Genomic DNA, 26,229 nt, shown 5'->3' on the forward strand with positions numbered 1-26,229 from the left:
GGCGCGGGGAACTGCGCGCTCAGCCACACACGGCCCGCAGTCGGCCACGGCCTTCCCAGCGGGGCGACTACGCGGGAGCCATCAGCAGCGGTCGTGCCCGCTCCCTCAGCTCCACCACACGCGGTTCGTCGCCGTAGGGCTCCAGACGGTGCAGAAGGTCCTTCACGTACTCCGTCGTGCGCGCGGAGGAAATCCGCCCGGCGACCTCCACCGCCCGTACGCCCTGCTCGCATGCCGCGTCGAGATTGCCCGACTCGAGCTCGGCGACCGCCGACACCACCAGACGCAGACCGTGGGAGCGTACGAACTCCTCCGTCGGCTTCGACAGCGCCTGCTCGGTGAAGCGGCGCACCTGACGTGGCGCCTTCAGGTCGCGGTAGCACTCGGCCGCGTCGGCGGCGAAACGGTCGTACGAGTAGAAGCCGAGCCAGCTCGGGTCGTGGTCGCCGTCCCGGGCCCGCTCCAGCCAGCCCTCGGCGGCCTTCAGGGCACCGCCGGCCGCCTGGGCGTCACCCGCGCGCGCATGGGCGCGTGCCTCGACGAGGCGGAAGAAGCTCATGGTGCGGGCGGTGGCGAGGCCCCGGTTGCGCTCCAGGGCGGCCTGGGCGAGGTCGACGCCCTCGTCGCCGAAGCCGCGGTAGGTCGCCTGGAGGGACATGGAGGCCAGTACGTAGCCCCCCAGGGGGACGTCGGCGGCCGCGCGGGCCAGGCGCAGGGCCTGGATGTAGTAGCGCTGGGCGGCCTCCTGCTGGCCCGTGTCGAAGGCCATCCAGCCCGCCAGGCGGGTCAGCTCGGCACTCGCCCCGAACAGAGCTCTGCCCACTTCGTCGGAGTAGGCGCCGAGCAGCAGTGGCGCCGCCTCGACCCGCAGACATTCCGGCACCATCGACGAACGCCAGTCGCCACCTCCGTACTTGGAGTCCCAGCGCCTGGCGTCCTCTGCTGCCTCGCGGAGCTTCTGCACATCGCTGTGGCCGACTTTCAGTGGTGCCCCGGAGCCCTCGGAAGGGTTCACGTCCCGCGCCACCGAACTGTCGGCCGGGGTTATCAGCCACCGTGAGGCGGGGGTCGCGTAAGCGCTCACTGCGAAGGATCCCGCCAAAGACTGCCAGATACCGCCGCTGCCGGCCCGGCGGCCGGCGAGGTCGAGGCGGTACAGCTCGGTGGCCGAGCGCACCGCCTGCCCGACGTCACGGGGGAAGGCGAGGCCCACTTCGGGCGCGGGATCCGCGTCCGCCAGGCCGATCTCGTGGAGCGGCACCGGGCGGCCGAGCTTCTGACCGATGGCGGCCGCGATGAGATGCGGCGCCGCACCCTGCGGCACCATTCCCTTCGACACCCAGCGCGCCACCGACGTCTTGTCGTAGCGAAGAGTCAACCCGCGTTGGGCGCCAAGATCGTTGACGCGCCGCGCGAGTCCTGCGTTGCTGATTCCCGCGAGGGCGAGAACGGCGCCGAGTTTTTCGTTCGGCCCGCGTTGCTCCCTGGACATGCGCCACCCCTCGACACAGACGGCTGCCGCACTGGCATAACCATGCGGCATTCGTAAACCCAGCGTAGTTCGCCGCATCCCAAGCGTTAAGGGGCGTTGTTCCGGATGGCGGGATTGTGGTCCGTACGGAAGTACGGACGGTTGCATCGTGCTCCCGCTGTGTGGCTGTGCGCCCGTCCGTGCGCTCTTCTCCGGCCACCGAGGGAGCGCTTCCATGGATCACGCGTGGGTCGGCCCGCTGTACTGGATCCAGTGGGCTGGGGGACACCGCCGCCTACATCCCCGCGGGCGGCGGACCGGTCCGGGAGGCGAACTCCGCCTCCCGGACTGTGCGTTGTCGGAGCGGTGCGCACGGCCTGTACGGAGCGTGTGCACGCCTGTCCGCCCACAACCGATTTGGCCGAAAATCGACGGTGGCCTTTGCGGGCAAATAGCGCTCCGACCACGTCACTTGAGGGCGCATGAGGTGCTTTCGGGGAGCGTACCGGGGGCGCATTCGCGTCGCCGATTCACCCCCGCCCACTCGTCGTTCCTGGTGAGTCTCCCGTGATCGCCTTGGCTCGGGCGGGTGTTCGCATCTGCTTCGGATCGGCTTTGCAGCGGCCTCCCAACGGCGCGAACGGATTCGCGGGGGCGCATTCCAGGGGGCGCAAGCCGTCGCAGCGGCCCTCCCATCCGCGTTCTTCGTGGCAGCATGGAGCCGAGTTCGTACGGTGCACTGGTTGTCCACAGCCTGTGGAGGCGTCGATGCGGTGGTTGGTGGGGTGGAGCAGTACCGCCGCCAGAGCGCTCGAGACCGGCTCGGCGGGTGCCACCGGAAGCGACGGCGAGACCGTGCACCCGGTGGGCTCCCAACTCCTGTGGGGCGACCCCGATCCGCTCTGGGCGGTCGGCGACTGGCGCCCCGACGAGGTCCGCGTCATCAAGGCCGACGCGCAGAACCGGATCGCGGTCCTCGGCACCTGCGGGGCGAGCGACGAGGAACTCAAGGTCGGTCTCTTCGCCGCGCGCGGCGGGGCACTGCGCCACCTCACCGCCTGGTCCGGCAGCTACACCGCCGTCGTCCAGGTCGGCCGGCGCACCACCGTCGCGGGTGACCTCGCGGGCGCACGGCCCGTCTTCTACACCCCCTGGGCGGGCGGTACGGCCTACGCGACCGCCGCCCTGCCCCTCGCCGACCTCATCGAGGCCAACCTCGACTTCGGGCACCTGGCCGCGCTGCTCGCGGCCCCCGACGTACCGGCCGCGGTCCACGACTCGACCCCGTACGACGGCGTGCGGCGCATTCCGCCGGGGCATGCGCTGATCTTGCGCGCGGGTGCCCGCGAGATCGCCGGCTACGAGCCCGTCGCCTCCCTCGCCGTCGCCGCGCCCACCGCGGACCCCGACAGGGCGGTGGACGGCGTCCGGGACGCCCTCGTGGAGGCCGTACGCGCGCGTCTCGCCGCTCCCCGGCACGTACCCGGGAGCGACATCGACCCCGGGCCCGTACCCGGGATGGGGCCCGCGGAGCGGCGCGCGGCGCGCGGGATGCCCGTACCGGGAATCGGGGCCGACCTCTCCGGAGGGCCCGCTTCCGGGACGCTGGCCCTGCTCGCGGCGGGGCTGCCGGGGGCGCCCGGCACGGTCCTGGGGCACGGCACGGGCGCCGGCGAGCGGCTCCTCGCCGTCACCTTCAACGACCTCGCCGTCCGCGGACGGGAGGCCGAGGTGGAGCGGGCCGGGACGCTCGCCGCGAACCCCAGGCTGCACCATGTGGTCGTCGCCGGGGGCGAGGAGACGCTTCCGTACGCCGACCTGGAGGGGCCGCTGACGGACGAGCCGGGGCCGTCGCTGGTGACGGCGGCCCGGCACCGCGCGCGGCTGTCCTCCGGCAGCGCGGACCACTTCACCGGATACGGGGCCCGGCAGGTGCTGGACGCGCACCCCGCCCGGCTGGCCGACCTGCTGATGGACCGCAAGAGACGCCATCTGGTGCGACCCGTCGCCGCGCTGGCGAAGGCGGACGGGTCCGTCATGGTCCCCGCACGCGTGTACGGCGCCGCGCGCAAGCTCGCCCGTACGCCGTACCGGACCGGCGTCGACGTCCTCGCCGACCGGTTGCTGCACCGGCGCTTCGAGGAACCGGGCGGCGCGGTGGGTGCGTCGCTCGCTGCGCTCGCCTGGGCCAGGCCTGGCCCCGCGGCGCGTTGGCTCACCGGTGAGGCGCTGGCTGAAGTATCGGTTCGCCTACAAGGAGCCGCAGGTCGGACGGGGGCGGTCGGTCCCGGGCAGCGGCCCGGTGACTTCCGTGCACGGGCGGCGCTCGCGCGCCACGCCGCCGATCTTCGCGTCCTGGAGCAGGCCGCCGAGATCCGCTTCCAGCGGCTGCACGCGCCGTTCCTGGACAACCAGGTCGTGCGCGCGTGCCGTGAGTTGCCGGAGGCGCTGCGGGTTCAGCCCGGGGCGCGTGCGGCGATCCTCCGGACCGTCCTGGAGGGCGCGGGGGTGGCCGACCTGCCGCCTGGCTGGGGCGCGCCGTCGCATGCGTCGTCGGCGGCGGCCGCGCGAACGGGGCTGCGGGTGGCCGCGGATTCCCTGATCGCCTTGTTCGACACCCCTCTGCTGGCGCAGGCGGGGCTCGTCGAGGCACGGGTGGTCCGCAAGGCCCTGCGGGCGGCCGCGGCGGGGGAGCCGCTGCCGCTGGACGGGCTCGCGGATCTGGTCTCCCTGGAACTGTGGCTGCGCCGCCTGCTGGCCCGCCGCGGCACATGCTGGACGGGCACGCCCGCCCGGCAACGGGCCGTACCCGCGGGGATCGTGCCGCAGGGGCGGGCGTTGGGGGCGGGGGCCGGGGGGCGGGGCTAGGGCCCGGGTCGTCGTGCGGCTGTCGTGTGGCCATCGTGTGGCCGTCGGTGGGTCGGGGCCGTGCCGGTACGTCGAGCACGTCGCCGCCGGATCAGACCTTGCCCTACAGGGAGCCGCTTCCAGGCCCGAACGTAAGCGACGCGCTTACGACGCACCGGCACGGACCCTTCCGTATGGGGGCGGCTGCGGGCCGGTGGGGGCGGAGGGGCCGATCGCGCAGTTCCCCGCGCCCCTGGGGCGGGACTTCGCCCTCGGATCCGCCGCCCGCCCGGATTCGTTTGGCCGCCGGCCGGTGGGGGCTGGTCGCGCAGTTCCCCGCGCCCCTGAAAGGGGCCACACCCCACCCACCCCGGCCCGCACCTTCAGTCTGTCCGGTGTTTGAGGACGAGGCTGTTCAGGCCGATCGGGGGTTTGGGGGCGGAGCCCCAAAGTGGGGATGGGACGGGTAGGGGTGGCGGGGGCGGAGAACCTGCGCGCAGCCCCGGTGCGGAGGCCCGCCGAGGAAACCCTCGGCTCCACGCACCGGGCGAGGTGAGAATAGGCGGGTGCGGTACAGAATCCTGGGGGTCGCCCAGGCGGAGGATGATCAGGGGGCCCCGGTCGGGCTGGGCGGCCCCCGCGTACGGGCTTTGCTCACGGCGCTCGCCCAACGAGCGGACCGCACGACCACCCCCCAGACCCTGATCGACGAGGTATGGGCGGACGATCCCCCGCTGGACGCCCCGGCCGCGCTGCAGGCCCTGGTCGGCCGCCTGCGCCGGGCGATCGGCAAGGACGCGGTCGTCTCGGAGACGGGCGGCTACCGGTTGCGGGTCACCAAGGACGACGTGGACCTGCGTGTCTTCGAGCGGCTGGTAAGGGAGGGCAAGGCCGCCCTGGAGCGCGGCGACGCGACCACCGCCGCCCACACCCTGTGCGAAGCCCTCGCCCTGTGGCGCGGCCCGGCCCTCGCGGACCTCCCCGACCGCGACGCCGGGACCCGCCTGGACGCGCTCCGTCTGGAGGCGACACGCGCGCGTATCGACGCGGACCTGCGACTGGGGCGCGCCCCGGACGTCGTACCGGAGTTGAAGGAGTTGACGACGGCCCACCCGTACGACGAGGCCCTGCACGCCCTGTTCATCCGCGCCCTGCGCGACGCGGGCCGGGGAGCGGACGCGCTCGCCGCGTACGAGGGGGTGCGCCGCGCCCTCCAGGAGGGTCTGGGGGCGGATCCCGGTGGGGAACTGCGGAGCCTGCACGCGGAGTTGCTGGCCCCGGCGGGCGAGGGCGGGCCGGGGCCCGTACCCCCGTATGCCGGTGATCGGGTACGGAGGGAAGGGGACGGCACGGAGGTGTCCGCCCGCAGCGGCGGGCGCGTCGACCCCGGCTCCTTCGAAGAGAGGCCGATTCCGAGCCCGACGCAGGACGGACACCTCCGCCCCGGCCCCGGCTCACACCCCCACCCACGCCCCGACCCCGAACGCACCGGCAACCTCCGCCCCCGCCTGAACTCCTTCGTCGGCCGGGAACCCGAACTCGACGCGATCCGTTCGGATGTGCAGAGGGCACGCCTGGTCACGCTGACCGGACCGGGCGGTTCGGGAAAGACCCGCCTCGCCGAGGAAGCCGCCGCCGGGCTTCCGCAGGCGTGGCTGGTCGAGCTGGCCCCGCTCGACCGGCCCGGGGCGGTCCCGGGCGCGGTGGTCAGCGCCCTCGGTCTGCGCGAGACCGTGCTGATGACCAGCGAGATGTCGATGGCCGGCCAGAGCGACCCGCTCGGCCTGCTCGTCGAGTACTGCGCCCCGCGCAGTCAGCTCCTGATCTTTGACAACTGCGAGCATGTCATCGGCGCCGCCGCCGCGCTCGCGGAGATTCTGCTCACCCGCTGCCCGGGGCTCACCATCCTCGCCACCAGCCGTGAACCCCTCGGCGTGCCCGGCGAGTTGGTGCGCCCGGTCGAGCCCCTGCCGCCCGACCCCGCCCGCCGGCTGTTCATGGAACGCGCGGCGGCCGTACGTCCCGACGCCGACGCCGCGCTCCACGACTTCGAGGCGGTGGACGAGATCTGCCGACGGCTCGACGGCCTGCCCCTGGCCATCGAGCTGGCCGCTGCGCGGCTGCGACTGCTGACGCCCCGCCAGATCGCCGACCGGCTCGACGACCGTTTCCGGCTGCTCACTTCCGGAAGCCGTACGGCGCTGCCCCGCCAGCAGACCCTGCGCGCGGTCGTCGACTGGTCCTGGGACCTGCTCGACGAGCGGGAGCGGGCCGTGCTGTGCGAGGCGTCCGTCTTCGCGGGCGGCTGGGATCTCACGGCCGCCGAAGCCGTGTGCACCGGTTCCAGTGCCGGTGCGGTCGCCGGCGGCGTGGCCGATCTCGTCGGGGCGCTCGTCGACAAGTCACTGATCGTCGCGACCCCGTCCGCTCCGTACGACGAGGACGGCAGTGGCGGCATGCGGTACCGCATGCTGGAGACGATCCACGAGTACGCCATCGAGCGCGCCGCCGAAGTCCCCGAGCTGCGTGCCGCGGCCGAGCGGCGCCATCGTGCGTGGGCGCTCGATCTCGTCGAGGAGGCCGAGCCGCTGCTGCGCTCCGCCGCGCAGCTGCCCTGGATCCACCGCCTGGAGACCGAGCTCGACAACATCCGGGCGGCCCTGCACCGCGCGATCGTCGCCGGTGCGGAGGAGGACGCCGGTGCGCTCGTCCTCGCCATGGGCTGGTTCTGGTGGCTGCGCAACTTCCGCCGCGAGGGCGGGGAATGGACGGACCGCGTGCTGCGGCTGGGTGCGGCGCTCGACGCGACGGGCGCCGTGTCCGAGGCGAACGGGTCACACGGGGGCGCCTGTGGCGCCGGTGGCGACCTCTTCGCCGACCTGGACCGCTTCGACCCGCTGGCGGCCTTCCTCGACGCCCCGGACCACGAGGAGTCCCATCCGCTGCACGGCATGCGGATGCGGGTGCGCATGCTGCACCTGTTCATGCTGGTGGAGACCGATCCGTTGGACACGGGGGCGTATCCGTGGATTCCGGAGTACATCCTGCGGGTGCGGGACTTCTTCGAGAAGGGCGGTCCGGACGCGGCGACCATGCCGGGCATCGTCTGGCCGTTGACCGCCTTCTTCCTGAGCGGTTGGGGCGACGTGGGTCCGTCGATGGACGCGGCGCTGGCCAACTGCCGTGTGTACGGAGGGGAGTGGGAGGTCGGCGTCACCCTGATGTTCCGTACGCACATGGTCGTCGACGCCCCGGGCGGCATGCTGGGCGTGGACGACGACCTCGCGGAGCTGCGGGTGCTCGGCCGGCGGGTCGGCGACCGCTGGGTGCGCGCCCAGGTGTGCAGCGCCGCGGGGGAGACGGCCATGGCGCGCGGTCTCTACGAGGAGGCCAAGGGCGAGTACGAGGAGGCGCTGCGGCTTGCCTTCGAGGTCGGCGCGTACGCCGAGACGCCCTTCCTCATGGCGCGGCTGGCCGAGCTCGCCTACCGCGCGGGTGATCGCTCGCGGGCGCTGACCGCCCTGGACGAGGCGAACGCCGCGGCCGAACGGTACAGCGTGACGGACTCCCGCGCCTTCGTCCGCCTGCTCCGCGCCCAGCTGGCCCTGGACGACGGCGAGGTCGCCTTCGCGCGCGAACAGTGGGAGCAGGCGTGCGAGATGACCGCCCGCGGCACCCCGCCGCCGCAGTTCATGGCGGCGCTGAACTGGGTCGAGGCGCTCGTGACGGCCGCCGAGTCCGGCCCGGAGCCCGGCCTGCGCAAGATGGTCGACGCGTTGGCCGCGGCGGTGACGGGGCGGTGCGCCGACGTGGTGACGGCGAGTTTCGTCGAGAGCACGGCGGGCCTGCTGTCCGAGCTCGGCGACCATCCTCGAGCGGCCCGTCTGCTTGCCGCCGGCACGTCTTGGCGCGGCGGTAACCCTCGTCCCGCCCCGGAGCGCACCGGCGCCGAGCGTACGGAGGCCGCCGCGCGTGCCGCCCTCGGCCCCGTCCGCCATGAGTCCGAGCGGACGACGGGGGCGGGCCTCACTCAGGCCGACGCCCTGCGGGAACTCGGGGAGGCGCTGAAGGAGTACGAGTAAGGAGCATGAGGCGGGGGCGAGGGAGCAGCTCGGCTCACTGGCACCGGAACTTCGACTCCGCCCAGTTCGCAAGGGCTACCGCGTCGAAGTTCCGGTGCGGTGCGACGACCAGCCGAACCGTTGTGCGGCCGGTGAGGCTCACATGCACGGGGATCGCGGGGTCGCCGCCCTCGACCAGTGGCGACTGCCACAGGCGGACTCCGTCGGCGTACACGGAGAAGCTCACCCGGCCGAGGCCCGGCGTCAGGTCGTCCACACCGACGAGCGCGTCGTACGCCGAGCAGCTGCGATTGAGGTCGATGGTGACGGACGACCCGCCGTGCACGGTCACGCCGTGCGTGTACTGCCGACCCGCGATCGACACCCCCCACCGCTGCCACACCCAACTGCTCTCGTCGAGCCGCATCTCGGGCTTGGTGTGGTCGCCGGTGAACTTCAGCTCGTTCCACCGGTAGACGACCGGCGCGGGAGGCGGTGGCGGGGTGGGCTCGGGCGTCGGAGTGGGCGCCGGTCTGGGGGTCGGCTTCGGCTTCACCTGCGTCGGCGTGGGGGACGACTTGGGCGTGGGCTCGGGCGTGGGCTCGGGGGGCGGGGTCGCAGTCGAGGTCGGGCTGGGTGTCGGCGCGGGGGCCACCACCGGGGGCTGTGGCGCGGGCTTCTTCGACGGAGCGGGCGTCGGCGTCGGCTGTGGCGCTTCGGCCACCGGCGAGGTGGCCGGCGGCTTGGCTTCGGGCCTCTGGGCCTCGGGCCTCTTGGCCGGGCTGCCGTTGCCGACGAGGGCGAGCGCCACCGCCGCCGCGGCCACCGTGACGACTCCCGCCGCGATACCTGCCTTGACCGGCGCCCCGAGCCCCTCCGAGGCGGCCGCGCCGCCCCCGGCACTCGCCCCGCCCGCCCCGCCGCTCACCGCCGCGGCGCCGACCGCGCCCGCTCCGGCGCCACCGGCGATGAGCGCGACGGCCTTCGCGTACCCGGCGGCACCGAACCAACCGATGACCGCGACCGGTACGACCGCGGGGATCCCGCTGGCGACTTCCTTGATCTGGCCCGCGGCCAGTCGGCACTTGGCGCACTCCTCCAAGTGCTTGCGCAACCCGCGCTCGGCCCGGATGCGCAAGCCGCCGCGGGCATAGGCGCCGAGCCGGTCGGCGTAGCGTGCGCACTCCTCGTCCATGGTGAGCCTGGCGCTGACATGTGCCTGGAGGTAGGCCTGTTTGAGGCCCTCGCGGGCGCGGCTGGCCAGGACGCGGGTGCCGTTGGCGTCGAGCCCGAAGAGCGTGGCGACCTCGCTCGGGGACTCGTCCTCGACCTCCGTGTGCCACAGCACGGCCTGCCAGCGCTCCGGCAGTGACCGGAACGCCCGCATGGCCATCGACTGCTCGGCCTCGTGCATCGCCCGTACGTCGGCGCCCAGGTCCATCGCGTCGTCGTCGGACACCTCGGAGGCACGCGAGGCGTGCGCGGCGAACACCGCGAAGTCGTCGACCAGTTGCTCGTGCTTCGCGGACTTCGTCCAGTCGGCGGCGACACGGCGGAGGGTCGTGAGCAGATACGCGCGTACGGCGTGCTCGGGGCCGTGGCCCCGGCGGACCGCCTGGAGCATGCGGGCGAAGACCTCGGCGGTGAGGTCGTCCGCGGTGTGCGCGTCCCGGCAGCAGGTACGGGCATAGCGACGGACGGCTTCCGCGTGACGGCGGTACAACTCCTCGTACGCCGTGTCGTCGCCCGCGCGCATCCGCTCGATCAGATCGGCGTCGGAGGGCGGCAGCTCGATCGGGGGCGGCAGGACCGGACCGACGTCACGCCGGTCGAGCCGGTCGCGCTGCGCCGGAACGCTGGGGTCCCTCGAAGCACCGGAAGCGCCAGAAGTACCAGGACCGGAAGCACGCGGCGTACCCGAGGGTTCCGGGGTGATGTCCGACGGACGGCCCTGGCTCGGTACCTGTCGCGAGGGCGGCCCACCGGCCTCCGCGCCACCGTCATCGAGTGACTCGTCCCGCCCGTCAACGCTCATCGCGGAAAGCCCCCGCCTGCACACTCGGACCCGAATACCGGGACAGAGTGCCACACGCTTCAGGGACGGGACCCCGCCCCACGGACCAACCACTCGTCCGTGGGGCGTTGCCACACGACAGCACTAGTGGTCACTCGTTTGGGGAATAGTCAATAAAGTCTCCCCGTAAGCCAGTTGCCGCTACGACCGGAATGTGCCGATTTGGATCGCGTCACCGAAGTCACCCGGCTCGCCCGGGCCACTCAGGTGACCCCGGTTCGCCTCACGCCGACCGCCGTCACGCCGACCGCCGTCACGCCGGCCCCGTCACGCCGGACGCGAGCGCAGCCCCTCCAGCAGGATGTCCAGCAGCCGGGCCGAGGCCGCGGCCTGCTGGGCGGCATCCGGCAGCGAGGGCGCCGCCGTGGCTATGACCAGCAGTACGTCCGCCACGGTCACGTCCGCTCGCAGCTCGCCCGCCGCACGCGCCCGATCCACCAGCCGGCCCACCACGTCGAGCAGCGCGGCCGCACCGGCGTCGTCGGCCACCGCGGCCATGGCCTCCTGCTCGGGCACCGACCGCTGCTCGACGAGCCGGAGCTCGGGGGCGGGCTGGGACCGCTGCTGCGGCACCCGCGCCTCGTCCACCAGGGGCCCCTCCTCCGCGACGCCGACCCGCAGCACCTGCGGCGGCAGCAGCCGCCCGGCACCCGAGGCCACCGACGTACGCAGGAAGCGCGAGAGGGCCGACCACGGCTCGTCCTCCTGACCGAGCGCCGCGCGCGCCTGGTCGGTCAGCCGGGAGGTCTCTTCCTCGGCTATCCGACGGACCAGGACGTCCTTGCTCGGGAAGCGCCGGTACACCGTGCCGACGCCGACCCGGGCGCGCCGCGCCACGTCCTCCATCGGCGCGCCGTACCCCAGCTCGCCGAAGACCTCGCGCGCCGCGCGCAGTACGTGCTCCAGATTGCGCTGTGCGTCCACCCGTAGCGGCGTCGTCCGCGATCCGTCCATCGGACCGCGGCCATTGCCGCTCGCTGCCGCGCCGACCGTGCCACCGGATGCGATGGCAGACGCGGAAGACCAACGAGAGTCCTGAATGTGCATAAGCGTTCCCCCGGTAATGACGTCTCCCCCCGGAGACTCTCCCCGCCATTGGTAGCCGGAGCGTGCGGAACAAGCTTGATTCACGAACCCGTCGAGCGGACTCGTCGAGCGCATCCCCCTACACCCCGTCGACACACGAACATAGTTGAGTGGGGGTCAATTCAGAAGGGGCAGGTTCCGCACGGAGCGCCCCCCGATCGGAGTACGGGTCGGTTACCTCCCGATTACGCCCCCTCCGAACCCCCCGAACATCCCCGCTGACCTGCGCACTCTTCTCGCACTCCGGCAATCCGGCCAACCCCTCGGGCCCTCGACGGCCGGTCACACAAATTGTCGAGCCTGTGGACAAACTCAAGAGCGGGGTGCGTCATGGGATGGTGAAGGAACCTGTGCGCATTCTCATCGTCGGCGGCGGCTACGTCGGGATGTACACCGCCCTGCGCCTCCAACGAAAGTTGAAGCCGGAACTTAGTCGGGGCGAGGTCGAGATCACCGTCGTCTCCCCCGACCCCTATATGACGTATCAGCCGTTCCTTCCCGAGGCCGCCGCGGGCTTGATCTCGCCGCGCCATGTGGTGGTTCCGCTGCGCAGGGTCCTCGACCGGTGCCGGATCGTCGTCGGCGAGGCCCACGGCATTGACCACGCCAAGCGCACCGCGACGCTCAGCACGCTCGCCACCGCGGAAGAGGGCGCCGGCACGGAACAGATCACGTACGACGAACTCGTCCTCGCCCCCGGCTCGGTCTCACGCGCCCTCCCGATTCCCGGACTCGCCGACTACGCCATCGGCTTCAAGACCATCGAGGAGGCCATCGGGCTGCGCAACCACGTCATCGAGCAGATGGACATCGCCTCCTCCACCCGGGACCCCGCGATCCGCGACGCCGCCCTGACCTTCGTCTTCGTGGGGGGCGGTTACGCGGGTGTGGAGGCACTCAGCGAACTCGAGGACATGGCCCGCTACGCCGCGCGCTACTACCACAACGTCAAGGCCGACGACATGAAGTGGATCCTCGTCGAGGCCTCGAACCGCATCCTCCCCGAGGTCGGCGAGGAGATGGGCAAGTACACGGTCACCCAGCTGCGCCGCCGCAACATCGACGTACGTCTCGAGACCCGCCTCGACTCCTGCGCGGACCGGATCGCCGTCCTCAGCGACGGCGCCCGCTTCCCCACGCGCACGGTCGTGTGGACCGCCGGCGTGAAACCACACCCGATCCTGGCCGCCACCGACCTCCCCCTCAACGGGCGCGGTCGCCTCAAGTGCACCCCGGAACTGACCGTCGACGGCGCCCCGCACGCGTGGGCGGCGGGAGACGCCGCCGCCGTCCCCGACGTCACCGTCGAGGAGCCCGGCAAGGAGACCGCGCCCAACGCCCAGCACGCGGTACGCCAGGCCAGGGTCCTCGGCGACAACATCGCGCACTCCCTGCGCGACGAGCCCCTGGAGACCTACTCCCACAAGTACGTCGGCTCGGTCGCGTCCCTCGGGCTGCACAAGGGGGTCGCGCACGTCTACGGGCGCAAGCTGAAGGGCTATCCTGCCTGGTTCATGCACCGCGTCTACCATCTGAGCAGGGTCCCGACCTTCAACCGCAAGGCCCGCGTACTCGCCGAATGGACCTTGGCGGGGCTCTTCAAGAGGGAGATCGTGTCCCTCGGATCGCTCGAACATCCTCGAGCGGAGTTCGAACTCGCGGCCGGTGGAAAGCATCCTCTCGACCCGAAGCTCGACCCGAAGGGGTCGTCCTGACCGGACCCAGGAACTACACCGATCAGGCGGGCGTCTGACGGATGTCGGTCCGGTCGGCCAGACTGGTCCCGACCTTGGGCGGGCCGACGGTTCGCTCTTCGCACCCACAGGCTTCTTCCCAAGCGCCGCATCTCCCGGATTTCGATCAGGGAGGCAGCGCTCCAGTGGCTCCGGCCGCGGGCCGGCCCCCCGGCCGGATCCGGAGCCGACCGGAGACGACAATCACGAGGCAAGGATTCGGTGAATTTCACCCGCTGGAGCGCCCGGCTCCCCGGAACACAGCGCCGCACCGCGTCGCGGACCGAACACACGGCCTCCCCGGACCGGCGAGGAGAGGGCTCCGTGCCCGCGGCCCGCGCCGAGCAGCTGACCGACGACGCGCCACCCGTCCCCGCCGTCGACGACCTGCCCGTGCGTGAGGTCCTCGACCGCGTTCCGGCTCTCGTCGCCCTCGTACACGGCCCCGACCACCGCCTCGCGTACGTCAACGACGCCTACGTGGCGGCCTTCGGCGCCCGACCCGTCGGCGAACCCGCGCGCGAGGCACTGCCCGAGCTCGCGGAGATCGGCCTGCTCCCGCTCCTCGACCAGGTGCTGCGCAGCGCCAAGCCGCGCACGGTCAAGTCCCGCAAAGCGCCCCGCGGTCGCTCGTACACCTTCACCTGCACGCCCGTCGACGCCACCCCGGAGGTCCAGGACGGCGGCGTACTCGTCTTCGCCACCGACGTCACCGACCACGCCGAGGCCGCCGAGCGGCTGCGCGCCAGCGAGCGCCGCCAGCGTGAGACGGCCGTCACCCTCCAGCGCTCCCTGCTCCCCCAGGAGCTGGAAGAACCCGACGACCTGCGCGTCGCCGCCACCTACCAGCCCGGCGGCACCGAGGCCGCGGTCGGCGGCGACTGGTACGACGTGATCACCCTCGGCGGCGGCCGCACCGCGCTCGTCATCGGCGACGTGATGGGCCGCGGAGTGCGGGCCGCGGCCGTCATGGGGCAACTGCGCACCGCCGTACGCGCGTACGCCCGCCTCGACCTGCCCCCGCACGAGGTCCTGCAGCTTCTCGACGGCCTCGCCACCGAGATCGACGCCAACCAGATCGCCACCTGCGCGTACGCCGTCCACGACCCCAACGAGGGGCGGCTCGTGTACGCCTCCGCGGGCCACCTCCCGATCCTCGTCCGCGACGAGAACGGCACGGTGATCCGCGCCGACGAACCCACCGGGCCGCCGCTCGGCACCGGCGGCTGGATGCACGCCTCGGGCTCGGTCCCGCTGGGGCCCGGCTCCACGGCCGTCCTCTACACCGACGGTCTGGTCGAGCGCCGCGACGAGGACCTCGACGAGGGGATCGCGTCCCTGGAGCGCGCCCTGGCGGGCGCGACGGGCACACCCCAGGTCGTCTGCGACCGCCTCGTCCGCTCCGCCGGCGTCACCGCCGACCACGACGACGACGTGGCCGTCCTCGTCCTGCAGCACCCCGCCCGTACGGGCCCCGACGGTGAGCTCTTCCGCAACGCGGCCCTGGAGCTGCTCGGCGGGGTCGAAGCGGCTCCACGCGCGCGTGCCTTCGCCTCCGGCGTGCTGACGAGTTGGCGTTTCCCGTCCGAACTCCATGACCTCGGCGTCCTCGCCACCAGCGAACTGGTCGCCAACTCCCTTCAGCACGGCACCCCGCCGATGCGGCTCCGGCTGCGCCGTACCGACCGCCGCCTCATCATCGAGGTCACCGACGGCGACGACCATCTGCCCCGGCGGCGCCGCGCCGAGCCCGCCGACGAAGCCGGACGCGGTATCGCGATCGTCGCGACGATCGCCTCTGGTTGGGGGTCCCGTCGTACGCCTGGGGGAGGGAAGGCGGTGTGGTGCGAGTTCGCCCTGCCACGCACCGCCGGCTGACCCCTGCCCCCAGGTGTGTTCCTTGAGATACAGAAGACGGCTGCCACCACGCCGAAACGTGGTGGCAGCCGTCGTACGAACCTCCGTCAGGCGCTCGCCGGCACCGGCTCCGCAGGCGCCGCCCCACCCTGAGCCACCACCCGGCTCTTCGCCAGCCACGGCTGGTTCTGTACGGGGCTGAGCTGTCGCCCGAGCCGCAGCGCCAGGAACGTGATGCCGAGGGAGAAGAGCAGGAACGTCACGACGTACGGACCGTGCAGCGACGCCCCCATCGGACCGCCCACCGCCGGACCGATGGCCAGCGCCAGCTGCTTCACCAGGGCGAAGGCGGAGTTGTACTGGCCGGCCAGTCCCGTCGGCGCCAGATCCGCGACCAGCGGAGCCACCGTCGGCGACAGCATCGCCTCGCCGAGTCCGAACAGCGCGTACGTCGAGACGAACGCCGCCGTGGCCATCGTCCGGCTGCCGTGTCCGAGCCCCGCGTATCCGGCGGTCAGCCACGCCACGGCCCAGATGAGGCCTACCGCCGCGATCACCCGCGTCCGCTTCCGGCGCTCGACGAACTTCAGCACCGCGAACTGCGCCACCACGATCATCGCGGTGTTCGCCGCCATCGCCGTACCGAGCGCGGACGGAGAGATCCCGGCCGCCTCGACGCCGTACGCGGACAGACCCGACTCGAACTGCCCGTAGCAGGCGAAGAACAGCACGAAGCCCAGCACGGACAGCCGCACCATGGCCCGGTTGCCGAGCAGCTGCTTCCATCCGCTGCCCTCGGCCTGCGGCGCGTCCCCCTTGATCTGCGGCGCGTGCGGCACCCGTACGGTCGCCATGACCACGACCAGCACCAGGAACATCGCCGCCTCGATCGCGAACAGCAGCGTGAACGAGCTCGCGCGGGTCGTGTCGACGATGTGGCCGCCGATCAGACCGCCGACGCCGAGCCCGAGGTTCTGCAGGAAGAACTGCGTCGCGAAGGCACGCGACCGGGTGTCCGCCGTCGAGCAGTCCACGATCATCGTCGCCAGCGCCGGCTGCATGACGGCCTGTCCCGCTCCGAGAGCCGCCGCCGACAGCAGCACGGTCGTGGCGTTGCTCGCCAGCCCCAGACTCAGCGCCCCGAAGGCGGCGGTGACCAGGGCGGTGAGCAGGACCGGCAGCGGGCCGCGCCGGACGATGGCCCGCCCGGCGAACGGCAGCACCACGAGAGCGGCCACGGCGAAGACGGCGAGCACGAGGCCCGCCGTCATGGAGCCGAGTCCCCGAACCTGCGCCACATAGACGTAGAGGAAGGGGACGGTAAAGCCGAGCCCGAACGCTCCGAGTGCGTTGCCCACGTGGATCCGGCGCATCGCTGCGCCCATCGCCCTGGTCACTTTCACCTGCCTTGGTCGTGAAGCATCGGCGTGCATGGATGCAAGCCTGAAGACTTCAAAGCTAAAGTTAGAAGTTGAACTGTACAGCTCGAAGGACTTCAATGCCAAGCGAGCCCATGCGATACTTCGGACATGGGCGACACCCCCGGCGTCACTGAGCCGACAACCGAGCCGACACTCGACGAACAGATCGCCGCCTACCAGCGCGAGTTCCGGGACCTCGACCCCCAGGTCGAGAAGATCGTGTCGGCCCTCGGCCGCCTCAATCGCCGTATGCACGTGGCCTATGGCCGCCAGACCGCCACGCTCGGCATCAGCAACGCCGAGTGGGAGGTCCTCAAGGCCCTCGTCCTGTCCGGCGCGCCCTATCGCATGGGCCCCAGCGACCTCGCCAAGCGGCTGGGCCTGACCCCGGCCGCGATGACCCACCGGATCGACCGCATGGTCGCGGAGGGTCTGGTCACCCGGGAGCGCGACGAGTCCAACCGCGTCCGCGTGATCGTGGAGCTGACGGACGAGGGGCGCGAGAAGTGGCTGGAGGCGATGCGCCTTGCCACGGTCTTCGAGGAGGACCTGCTCCAGGACCTGTCCGCCGATGAGCGCGGTGTCCTCGGTGAGGTCCTGACCCGTCTTCTACGACGGGTGGAGCACGCCCAGCCCGACGCCGGCGGCCGGCTCAGCGACCTCGATTAAAAGATCTTGACAGGGACGATTGACACCACCTTGCTGGATCCGTAGGGTTCTTCGAGTTGCCACGAGGCTGTAACGGTTCTGCGGTAGCACCTCCGCCGCAGTAGCGGCACCCAAACCACCAGCACGATCGCCCAGTCGGGTGAATTCGGTGTGCCCGAATTCAATTCGATTGGGACGCGGCGGTCCGATTAGGAACTCGCCGAGACGATCCGCTAAAGTTTGGGACGTCGGAACGGCCCCAAGGGCTGGGAAGACAAGCCCCGCTGACTGGGAATCAGGCCCGAAAGGATCTGATAGAGTCGGAACCGCCGGAAAGGGAAACGCGGAAGCGGAAACCTGGAAAGCACCGAGGAAATCGGATCGCGAAACGGTCTGATAGAGTCGGAAACGCAAGACTGAAGGGAAGCGCCCGGAGGAAAGCCCGAGAGGGTGAGTACAAAGGAAGCGTCCGTTCCTTGAGAACTCAACAGCGTGCCAAAAATCAACGCCAGATATGTTGATACCCCGTCTCCGGCCGATCGGCTGGAGCGAGGTTCCTTTGAAAAAGTCCTGCCGGGCACTGCCTGGTAGGCGCACAGCGAGGACGCTGTGAACCGGGAGGATTATTCCTCTTCCTGGTTCCGCTCTCGTGGTGTCGTCCCGATTACGGGAAAACATTCACGGAGAGTTTGATCCTGGCTCAGGACGAACGCTGGCGGCGTGCTTAACACATGCAAGTCGAACGATGAAGCCCTTCGGGGTGGATTAGTGGCGAACGGGTGAGTAACACGTGGGCAATCTGCCCTTCACTCTGGGACAAGCCCTGGAAACGGGGTCTAATACCGGATAACACCTGCCTGGGCATCTGGGTGGGTTAAAAGCTCCGGCGGTGAAGGATGAGCCCGCGGCCTATCAGCTTGTTGGTGAGGTAGTGGCTCACCAAGGCGACGACGGGTAGCCGGCCTGAGAGGGCGACCGGCCACACTGGGACTGAGACACGGCCCAGACTCCTACGGGAGGCAGCAGTGGGGAATATTGCACAATGGGCGAAAGCCTGATGCAGCGACGCCGCGTGAGGGATGACGGCCTTCGGGTTGTAAACCTCTTTCAGCAGGGAAGAAGCGAGAGTGACGGTACCTGCAGAAGAAGCGCCGGCTAACTACGTGCCAGCAGCCGCGGTAATACGTAGGGCGCAAGCGTTGTCCGGAATTATTGGGCGTAAAGAGCTCGTAGGCGGCTTGTCACGTCGGGTGTGAAAGCCCGGGGCTTAACCCCGGGTCTGCATTCGATACGGGCTAGCTAGAGTGTGGTAGGGGAGATCGGAATTCCTGGTGTAGCGGTGAAATGCGCAGATATCAGGAGGAACACCGGTGGCGAAGGCGGATCTCTGGGCCATTACTGACGCTGAGGAGCGAAAGCGTGGGGAGCGAACAGGATTAGATACCCTGGTAGTCCACGCCGTAAACGGTGGGAACTAGGTGTTGGCGACATTCCACGTCGTCGGTGCCGCAGCTAACGCATTAAGTTCCCCGCCTGGGGAGTACGGCCGCAAGGCTAAAACTCAAAGGAATTGACGGGGGCCCGCACAAGCAGCGGAGCATGTGGCTTAATTCGACGCAACGCGAAGAACCTTACCAAGGCTTGACATACACCGGAAACGGCCAGAGATGGTCGCCCCCTTGTGGTCGGTGTACAGGTGGTGCATGGCTGTCGTCAGCTCGTGTCGTGAGATGTTGGGTTAAGTCCCGCAACGAGCGCAACCCTTGTTCTGTGTTGCCAGCATGCCCTTCGGGGTGATGGGGACTCACAGGAGACTGCCGGGGTCAACTCGGAGGAAGGTGGGGACGACGTCAAGTCATCATGCCCCTTATGTCTTGGGCTGCACACGTGCTACAATGGCAGGTACAATGAGCTGCGAAGCCGTGAGGCGGAGCGAATCTCAAAAAGCCTGTCTCAGTTCGGATTGGGGTCTGCAACTCGACCCCATGAAGTCGGAGTTGCTAGTAATCGCAGATCAGCATTGCTGCGGTGAATACGTTCCCGGGCCTTGTACACACCGCCCGTCACGTCACGAAAGTCGGTAACACCCGAAGCCGGTGGCCCAACCCCTTGTGGGAGGGAGCTGTCGAAGGTGGGACTGGCGATTGGGACGAAGTCGTAACAAGGTAGCCGTACCGGAAGGTGCGGCTGGATCACCTCCTTTCTAAGGAGCATCTAGGCTGCCGGGCTTGCCCGGTGGTCCAGGGCCATTACGTCGGCAAATGTTCGACGGTGGTTGCTCATGGGTGGAACGTTGATTATTCGGCACTCTTGACTGTCTTCTCCTTCCAGTACTGCTCTTCGGGGCGTGGAACGAATGAGGGAAGCGGTGGGGGTGCCGGGCACGCTGTTGGGTGTCTGAGGGTTCGGCCGATTGTTGGCTGCCTTCAGTGCCGGCCCCAGTGCACTCGAACCGGAAGGTTCGGGGTGATGGGTGGTTGGTCGTTGTTTGAGAACTGCACAGTGGACGCGAGCATCTGTGGCCAAGTTTTTAAGGGCGCACGGTGGATGCCTTGGCACCAGGAACCGATGAAGGACGTGGGAGGCCACGATAGTCCCCGGGGAGTCGTCAACCAGGCTTTGATCCGGGGGTTTCCGAATGGGGAAACCCGGCAGTCGTCATGGGCTGTCACCCTTGCCTGAACACATAGGGCAAGTGGAGGGAACGCGGGGAAGTGAAACATCTCAGTACCCGCAGGAAGAGAAAACAACCGTGATTCCGGGAGTAGTGGCGAGCGAAACTGGATGAGGCCAAACCATATGCGTGTGAGACCCGGCAGGGGTTGCGTATGTGGGGTTGTGGGATTTCTCTTTCACGGTCTGCCGGCCGTGAGACGAGTCAGAAACCGTTGATGTAGGCGAAGGACATGCGAAAGGTCCGGCGTAGAGGGTAAGACCCCCGTAGTCGAAACGTCAACGGCTCGTTTGAGAAACACCCAAGTAGCACGGGGCCCGAGAAATCCCGTGTGAATCTGGCGGGACCACCCGCTAAGCCTAAATATTCCCTGGTGACCGATAGCGGATAGTACCGTGAGGGAATGGTGAAAAGTACCGCGGGAGCGGAGTGAAATAGTACCTGAAACCGTGTGCCTACAAGCCGTGGGAGCGTCGCGCATTGAGTTTACTCAGTGCGTCGTGACTGCGTGCCTTTTGAAGAATGAGCCTGCGAGTTTGCGGTGTGTTGCGAGGTTAACCCGTGTGGGGAAGCCGTAGCGAAAGCGAGTCCGAATAGGGCGATTTAGTAGCGCGCTCAAGACCCGAAGCGGAGTGATCTAGCCATGGGCAGGTTGAAGCGGCTGTAAGAGGTCGTGGAGGACCGAACCCACCAGGGTTGAAAACCTGGGGGATGACCTGTGGTTAGGGGTGAAAGGCCAATCAAACTCCGTGATAGCTGGTTCTCCCCGAAATGCATTTAGGTGCAGCGTCGTGTGTTTCTTGCCGGAGGTAGAGCACTGGATAGGCGATGGGCCCTACCGGGTTACTGACCTTAGCCAAACTCCGAATGCCGGTAAGTGAGAGCGCGGCAGTGAGACTGTGGGGGATAAGCTCCATGGTCGAGAGGGAAACAGCCCAGAGCATCGACTAAGGCCCCTAAGCGTACGCTAAGTGGGAAAGGATGTGGAGTCGCAGAGACAACCAGGAGGTTGGCTTAGAAGCAGCCACCCTTGAAAGAGTGCGTAATAGCTCACTGGTCTAGTGATTCCGCGCCGACAATGTAGCGGGGCTCAAGCGTACCGCCGAAGTCGTGTCATTGCAGCAATACGCCCAACGGCGGCTGTGATGGGTAGGGGAGCGTCGTGTGCCGGGTGAAGCCGCGCCGGAAGGCAGTGGTGGACGGTTCACGAGTGAGAATGCAGGCATGAGTAGCGATACACACGTGAGAAACGTGTGCGCCGATTGACTAAGGGTTCCTGGGTCAAGCTGATCTGCCCAGGGTAAGTCGGGACCTAAGGCGAGGCCGACAGGCGTAGTCGATGGATAACCGGTTGATATTCCGGTACCCGCTGTGAAGCGTCAAACATCGAACCAGGCGATGCTAAGTCCGTGAAGCCGCCCCGGAGCCTTCGGGCAAAGGGGAGTGGTGGAGCCGACGGACCAGACCTGTAGTAGGTGAGTGATGGGGTGACGCAGGAAGGTAGTCCATCCCGGGCGGTGGTTGTCCCGGGGTAAGGGTGTAGGACGTCAGGTAGGTAAATCCGCCTGGCATATAGTCTGAGACCTGATGCCGAGCCGATTGTGGTGAAGTGGATGATCCTATGCTGTCGAGAAAAGCCTCTAGCGAGTTTCATGGCGGCCCGTACCCTAAACCGACTCAGGTGGTCAGGTAGAGAATACCGAGGCGTTCGGGTGAACTATGGTTAAGGAACTCGGCAAAATGCCCCCGTAACTTCGGGAGAAGGGGGGCCATCACCGGTGATGAGTCTTGCACTCTGAGCTGGGGGTGGCCGCAGAGACCAGCGAGAAGCGACTGTTTACTAAAAACACAGGTCCGTGCGAAGCCGTAAGGCGATGTATACGGACTGACGCCTGCCCGGTGCTGGAACGTTAAGGGGACCGGTTAGTCACTCTTCGGGGTGGCGAAGCTGAGAACTTAAGCGCCAGTAAACGGCGGTGGTAACTATAACCATCCTAAGGTAGCGAAATTCCTTGTCGGGTAAGTTCCGACCTGCACGAATGGCGTAACGACTTCTCGACTGTCTCAACCATAGGCCCGGTGAAATTGCACTACGAGTAAAGATGCTCGTTTCGCGCAGCAGGACGGAAAGACCCCGGGACCTTTACTACAGTTTGATATTGGTGTTCGGTTCGGCTTGTGTAGGATAGGTGGGAGACTGTGAAGTGCGGGCGCCAGCCCGTGTGGAGTCGTCGTTGAAATACCACTCTGGTCGTGCTGGATGTCTAACCTGGGTCCGTGATCCGGATCAGGGACAGTGTCTGATGGGTAGTTTAACTGGGGCGGTTGCCTCCTAAAGAGTAACGGAGGCGCCCAAAGGTTCCCTCAGCCTGGTTGGTAATCAGGTGTTGAGTGTAAGTGCACAAGGGAGCTTGACTGTGAGACCGACGGGTCGAGCAGGGACGAAAGTCGGGACTAGTGATCCGGCGGTGGCTTGTGGAAGCGCCGTCGCTCAACGGATAAAAGGTACCCCGGGGATAACAGGCTGATCTTCCCCAAGAGTCCATATCGACGGGATGGTTTGGCACCTCGATGTCGGCTCGTCGCATCCTGGGGCTGGAGTCGGTCCCAAGGGTTGGGCTGTTCGCCCATTAAAGCGGTACGCGAGCTGGGTTTAGAACGTCGTGAGACAGTTCGGTCCCTATCCGCTGTGCGCGTAGGAGTCTTGAGAAGGGCTGTCCCTAGTACGAGAGGACCGGGACGGACGAACCTCTGGTGTGCCAGTTGTCCTGCCAAGGGCATGGCTGGTTGGCTACGTTCGGGAGGGATAACCGCTGAAAGCATCTAAGCGGGAAGCCTGCTTCGAGATGAGGACTCCCACCCCCTTGAGGGGTTAAGGCTCCCAGTAGACGACTGGGTTGATAGGCCGGATCTGGAAGGCGGGTAACCGCTGGAGGTGACCGGTACTAATAGGCCGAGGGCTTGTCCTCAGTTGCTCGCGTCCACTGTGTTGGTTCTGAAACCACGAACAACCCCGTTGTCGGGCCACGGCAATGGTGCGGTAGTTACAGTTTCATAGTGTTTCGGTGGTCATAGCGTGAGGGAAACGCCCGGTTACATTCCGAACCCGGAAGCTAAGCCTCACAGCGCCGATGGTACTGCAGGGGGGACCTTGTGGGAGAGTAGGACGCCGCCGAACAAATTTTAGGGAGAACCCCCGTACCGGGAAATCGGTACGGGGGTTCTCTGCGTTCACGGTCATTTTTTGGGGCCTCTCGATGCGAGAGGCCCCTTTCTTTTGTGCCGGTTTACAGTCGTCCCGCTGCCTTGAGTGCCAGATACGCATCCGCGAGGGGCACGCGAGGCTGTTGCTCGGCCCCGTGTGCCCCTCGTTCGGTTACTTCAGGCGGGACGACGCGACGATCGAGACGATGTGCGCGGGAACCAGCAGCCAGACGATCGCCGTCACGGCCACCGTCGCGATCTTCGTCGCCGTCAGGTCACCGAGCGCCAGGTCGACGACGGCCGTCACGAGCAGCAGGATGGTGCACTCGATGCCGTTGACCAGGCGGTGGAGGCCGACGGCGGAAGCGAGGCGGCGGACCTGGGCGAGGCCGCTGGAGCGCGGGACGACGGACTGGTCGGTGGCCTTCTCCATGCCGCTGTCGGACCGGGCCACGTGGACCAGGTCGGAGGACGACTTCAGGAGCAGTACACCGATCGCCGCCGCCAGGCCGGCCACCAGGTAGAGGTTCAGGCCGAGTTCGGCGGCGCGGATGCCCATGCCGACCATGACGGCGGCGTCGGCGAGGTAGGCGCCGAGACGGTCCAGGTAGACGCCGAGCGGGCTGAACTGGCGCCGCCAGCGGGCCACTTCGCCATCCACGCAGTCCAGGAGCAGATACAACTGCATGAAGAGGACGGACAGTACGGCTCCGCCCAGGCCGGGGACGACGAGCGCGACCCCGGAGAGCACGCCCGCGAAGACCATGACCGTGGTGATCTGGTTCGGCGAGACGCGGGTTCCCAGCATCAGGCGGGTCACCCGCAGGGAGAGCGCGCGCATGTAGAGGCGGCCGGCCCAGTGCTCCGCCCTGCTCTCCAGTTTGCCCGCGGGGTGGATGACCTCGCGGAGTTCCTCTAGTTGGACCTTGGTCATGCGGCTTTCTCCCCTGGGATCAATGTGAGTACAGGGAAGAGCATGACGGGGTGCCGGACGGCGGGGATCGGCAGGGTGGAATTCAGATGAGCGACGTCGGACGCGGAGACTACGGTGGGCTCCATGAACCATGTAATTCGCTCTATAGGCGCCGACGAGTGGCCCGCGGTCAAGGAGTTGCGGCTTGCCGCCCTGAAGGACCCCGTGGCGCATCTCGCGTTCCTGGAGACGTACGAGCAGGCCGTGGCCAGGCCCGACTCTTTCTGGCAGGAGCGGGCGGCGGGGGCCGCCGAGGGGGACGGGGCGCGGCAGTTCGTCGCGGTCGGGCCGGACGGGGTGTGGGGCGGTTCCGTGGTCATGCTGGTCGAGAAGGCCGGCGGACGGGACTTCTTCGATGCGGTGATCGAGCAGGACCAGGGGCATCTGGTCGGTGTCTTCGTGCGGTCCGAGCACCGGGGGAGCGGGGTGACGGACGCGCTCGTCGGCGCCGCTCTCGCCTGGGCCTGGGAGCGCGGGCTCGCGCGTGTACGGCTGTTCGTGCACGAGAAGAACGGGCGCGCCGAGGCCTTCTACCGCAAGGCGGGGTTCGTGCCGACCGGGGGTTCCGTGGCGTCCGAGGGGAACGCGGGAACCCGGGATCTGGAGTTCGTCATCGCCAGGCCGTAGGTGCCGCCAGGCCGTAGGTGCAGGAAGGCCCTGGGTGTCGTCAGACCGGTAGTTCGTGCTGGGGCCAGCGGGCCCTGGCCTGTTCCTGGGAGCGGAGCAGGGCCAGGGTGGGCAGGCCCTGGTCGGCTCCGGTGGCGAGCAGCCCCGGGAGTTGGGGGAGCGGGGCCACCGCGGCGACGTCGTCGAGGACGAGCGTAAGTGGTGGGTCGAGGCGACCGGAGGATGACCGTTCGGCCATGCGCCGGCCGCGCTCGACCACGCTTGAGACGAGGGCCGTCATGAGCGGCATCGCGCCGGGGTTCGCCTTGGGGTCCTCGATGGGTTCACCGACCACATACAGCGTGCCCCCTTCGTTGACGAAGGAATCCAGCGTGAGGGCGTCACTTCGGTTGGGAGTGCAGGATTCGCGGACGTTGACCGTGAAGAGGGCGGACAGGGCGCGGGCCGTCAACTCCTGCGCTATGTCGCGGCGTTCCGGGTGCGAGGTGAGGGCGGCCTCGAGTTCGCCCGCCGCGCCGGACGCGGCCTTGGGGTTCGTACGGAGGGCTCGTACGGCGTCCTGTACCTGGGCGCCCTGGGCCCAGCGGTGGACGTGGCGGAAGGCCTTGCCCTCCACGGCGGCGGCGTGCAGATAGCTGCGCAGGAGCGTTTCGGCGACGTCTGCCATGGCCTGGTCGACCTTGGCGGTGGGACGTACGGGGCCGAGTAGGGCGGCGGCTCTTGATGCGGCCGTCGCCTTGTCCTCGCAGCCGGTGGAGGGGGACCAGTGGAGGCGGGCCGGGGTGTCGCAGAGGTGGGAGGGGTCGTAGAGGAGGACGGGGCCCAGTTTGGCTCTGGCGTCCTTGGTCTCCGACCAGATGGCGGGGTTGGAGGTGACGACCAGGGCGGGGCCGTCCGCGTCTCGTACGGCCTGGGTCGCGGTCGGGTGGCGGGTTTCGGCGGGGCCGAGGATGAGCGCGCCTGCGGCGCGGGTTCTTTCCCATTCGCCCACCCGTTTACCGTTCACTGCCGAAGGAGCCGTCGAAAGCGGTGGCTGTGAGGTCTCCTTGGACAGCTCGGCCGGCTGCGGCTCGGGTCGCGGCAGCGTGACCTCGTGATGCGGGGGGACCTGTTCGGCGGCGGGGGTCGGAGCCGGTTCAGGTACCGGCGTCGGCGCCTGTCTCGCGTACGCCCCCGCCCTGCGTCTCGCCCGGACCGCCCGCCACCGTGCCCACGTCCCCATCACGAAGACGGCCATCACGACCAGCACCATCAGCTGGCCGATGAACAGGCCCCAGAAGAGCCCATACCCCGAGAGTTGATCCGGGGGCGAGTCCGGCCAGGCACCCGCCACATCGTGCGGGTGCCCGATCAGATGCCGCAGGGCCAGCGGCGTACGGGCGAAGGTGACCGCGTTCGGCCAGGCTCCGTGGGCGAACCAGCCGGCGAGCCCTGTGGCCGACCAGATCAGGAAGGTCATGCCGAGCAGGAAGGCGAGCACCCCGACCAGCAGGCCGTCCGGGATGCCGCCCTCGCTCTCCGCCCTGCGGCGGCCTGGCCCGTCGCCTCTCATC

The 26,229-nt window shown here is 68.9% G+C and carries 12 protein-coding genes and 3 rRNA genes; 9 read left to right on the top strand and 6 right to left on the bottom strand.

Annotated features, from left to right (window positions below; all coding sequences use genetic code 11):
• Positions 1-67: 67 nt before the first annotated feature.
• Positions 68-1,492: an MFS transporter gene (locus OG819_RS14700; protein WP_099921857.1), complete on the bottom strand. Its 1,425-nt coding sequence runs from the start codon at positions 1,490-1,492 to the stop codon at positions 68-70.
• Between the two features lie 747 nt (positions 1,493-2,239).
• Here OG819_RS14700 and OG819_RS14705 point away from each other — a divergent pair.
• Entirely contained in the window at positions 2,240-4,339 is a 2,100-nt protein-coding gene (locus OG819_RS14705; RefSeq protein ID WP_266626084.1) for an asparagine synthase-related protein, read from the top strand.
• A 545-nt stretch (positions 4,340-4,884) separates the two neighbouring features.
• Entirely contained in the window at positions 4,885-8,400 is a 3,516-nt protein-coding gene (locus OG819_RS14710; protein ID WP_266649757.1) for a BTAD domain-containing putative transcriptional regulator, read from the top strand.
• A 34-nt stretch (positions 8,401-8,434) separates the two neighbouring features.
• Here the strand turns inward: OG819_RS14710 and OG819_RS14715 are convergent, their stop codons facing one another.
• The gene (locus OG819_RS14715; RefSeq protein ID WP_266649759.1) at positions 8,435-10,414 is read right to left on the bottom strand and encodes a sigma-70 family RNA polymerase sigma factor; all 1,980 of its coding nucleotides are present in this window, start codon (positions 10,412-10,414) and stop codon (positions 8,435-8,437) included.
• Positions 10,415-10,720: 306 nt separating this feature from the next.
• Positions 10,721-11,500, bottom strand: coding sequence for a TetR/AcrR family transcriptional regulator (locus OG819_RS14720; RefSeq protein ID WP_266626078.1), 780 nt, complete (start codon positions 11,498-11,500; stop codon positions 10,721-10,723).
• 374 nt (positions 11,501-11,874) lie between these two features.
• Between OG819_RS14720 and OG819_RS14725 the strand changes: the two genes are divergently transcribed.
• Complete coding sequence (locus OG819_RS14725; protein WP_266649761.1) at positions 11,875-13,254, top strand: NAD(P)/FAD-dependent oxidoreductase; 1,380 nt, start codon at positions 11,875-11,877, stop codon at positions 13,252-13,254.
• A 240-nt stretch (positions 13,255-13,494) separates the two neighbouring features.
• Complete coding sequence (locus OG819_RS14730; RefSeq protein WP_266626074.1) at positions 13,495-15,150, top strand: SpoIIE family protein phosphatase; 1,656 nt, start codon at positions 13,495-13,497, stop codon at positions 15,148-15,150.
• A gap of 86 nt (positions 15,151-15,236) precedes the next feature.
• On the opposite strand, the gene OG819_RS14735 is transcribed toward OG819_RS14730, so the two are convergent.
• Positions 15,237-16,514, bottom strand: a complete 1,278-nt coding sequence (locus OG819_RS14735) for an MFS transporter (RefSeq protein WP_266634464.1) — start codon at positions 16,512-16,514, stop codon at positions 15,237-15,239.
• Between the two features lie 144 nt (positions 16,515-16,658).
• Between OG819_RS14735 and OG819_RS14740 the strand changes: the two genes are divergently transcribed.
• The 4 genes from OG819_RS14740 to rrf all read left to right on the top strand — a co-directional run bounded on the left by OG819_RS14740 (position 16,659) and on the right by rrf (position 23,050).
• Complete coding sequence (locus OG819_RS14740) at positions 16,659-17,219, top strand: MarR family winged helix-turn-helix transcriptional regulator (protein ID WP_266433050.1); 561 nt, start codon at positions 16,659-16,661, stop codon at positions 17,217-17,219.
• A gap of 656 nt (positions 17,220-17,875) precedes the next feature.
• Positions 17,876-19,401 (top strand): 16S ribosomal RNA (locus tag OG819_RS14745).
• A gap of 317 nt (positions 19,402-19,718) precedes the next feature.
• Positions 19,719-22,841 (top strand): 23S ribosomal RNA (locus tag OG819_RS14750).
• Positions 22,842-22,933: 92 nt separating this feature from the next.
• A 5S ribosomal RNA gene (gene rrf, locus OG819_RS14755) occupies positions 22,934-23,050 on the top strand.
• The 16S, 23S and 5S rRNA genes sit together here, the layout of an rRNA operon.
• A 198-nt stretch (positions 23,051-23,248) precedes the next feature.
• On the opposite strand, the gene OG819_RS14760 is transcribed toward rrf, so the two are convergent.
• A complete protein-coding gene (locus tag OG819_RS14760) occupies positions 23,249-24,010 on the bottom strand; it encodes a CDP-alcohol phosphatidyltransferase family protein (protein WP_266433052.1) in 762 nt (253 codons plus the stop codon).
• 123 nt (positions 24,011-24,133) lie between these two features.
• Between OG819_RS14760 and OG819_RS14765 the strand changes: the two genes are divergently transcribed.
• On the top strand, positions 24,134-24,676 hold the full coding sequence (locus tag OG819_RS14765; RefSeq protein ID WP_266649763.1) for a GNAT family N-acetyltransferase: 543 nt from the start codon (positions 24,134-24,136) through the stop codon (positions 24,674-24,676).
• 40 nt (positions 24,677-24,716) lie between these two features.
• Here the strand turns inward: OG819_RS14765 and OG819_RS14770 are convergent, their stop codons facing one another.
• Entirely contained in the window at positions 24,717-26,228 is a 1,512-nt protein-coding gene (locus tag OG819_RS14770; RefSeq protein ID WP_266649765.1) for a type IV secretory system conjugative DNA transfer family protein, read from the bottom strand.
• Between the last annotated feature and the right edge of the window lies 1 nt (position 26,229).

This window comes from Streptomyces sp. NBC_01549 (genome assembly GCF_026339955.1).
In the GTDB taxonomy this organism is placed as follows: domain Bacteria; phylum Actinomycetota; class Actinomycetes; order Streptomycetales; family Streptomycetaceae; genus Streptomyces.

Bases quoted from the DNA above. Each gene is read 5' to 3' on its own strand.
- OG819_RS14725 (WP_266649761.1), top strand. From the start codon at position 11,875: ATGGTGAAGGAACCTGTGCGCATTCTCATCGTCGGCGGCGGCTACGTC.
- OG819_RS14705 (WP_266626084.1), top strand. From the start codon at position 2,240: ATGCGGTGGTTGGTGGGGTGGAGCAGTACCGCCGCCAGAGCGCTCGAG.
- OG819_RS14760 (WP_266433052.1), bottom strand. From the start codon at position 24,010: ATGACCAAGGTCCAACTAGAGGAACTCCGCGAGGTCATCCACCCCGCG.
- OG819_RS14735 (WP_266634464.1), bottom strand. From the start codon at position 16,514: ATGGGCGCAGCGATGCGCCGGATCCACGTGGGCAACGCACTCGGAGCG.
- OG819_RS14770 (WP_266649765.1), bottom strand. From the start codon at position 26,228: ATGAGAGGCGACGGGCCAGGCCGCCGCAGGGCGGAGAGCGAGGGCGGC.
- OG819_RS14715 (WP_266649759.1), bottom strand. From the start codon at position 10,414: ATGAGCGTTGACGGGCGGGACGAGTCACTCGATGACGGTGGCGCGGAG.
- OG819_RS14720 (WP_266626078.1), bottom strand. From the start codon at position 11,500: ATGCACATTCAGGACTCTCGTTGGTCTTCCGCGTCTGCCATCGCATCC.
- OG819_RS14740 (WP_266433050.1), top strand. From the start codon at position 16,659: ATGGGCGACACCCCCGGCGTCACTGAGCCGACAACCGAGCCGACACTC.
- OG819_RS14700 (WP_099921857.1), bottom strand. From the start codon at position 1,492: ATGTCCAGGGAGCAACGCGGGCCGAACGAAAAACTCGGCGCCGTTCTC.
- OG819_RS14765 (WP_266649763.1), top strand. From the start codon at position 24,134: ATGAACCATGTAATTCGCTCTATAGGCGCCGACGAGTGGCCCGCGGTC.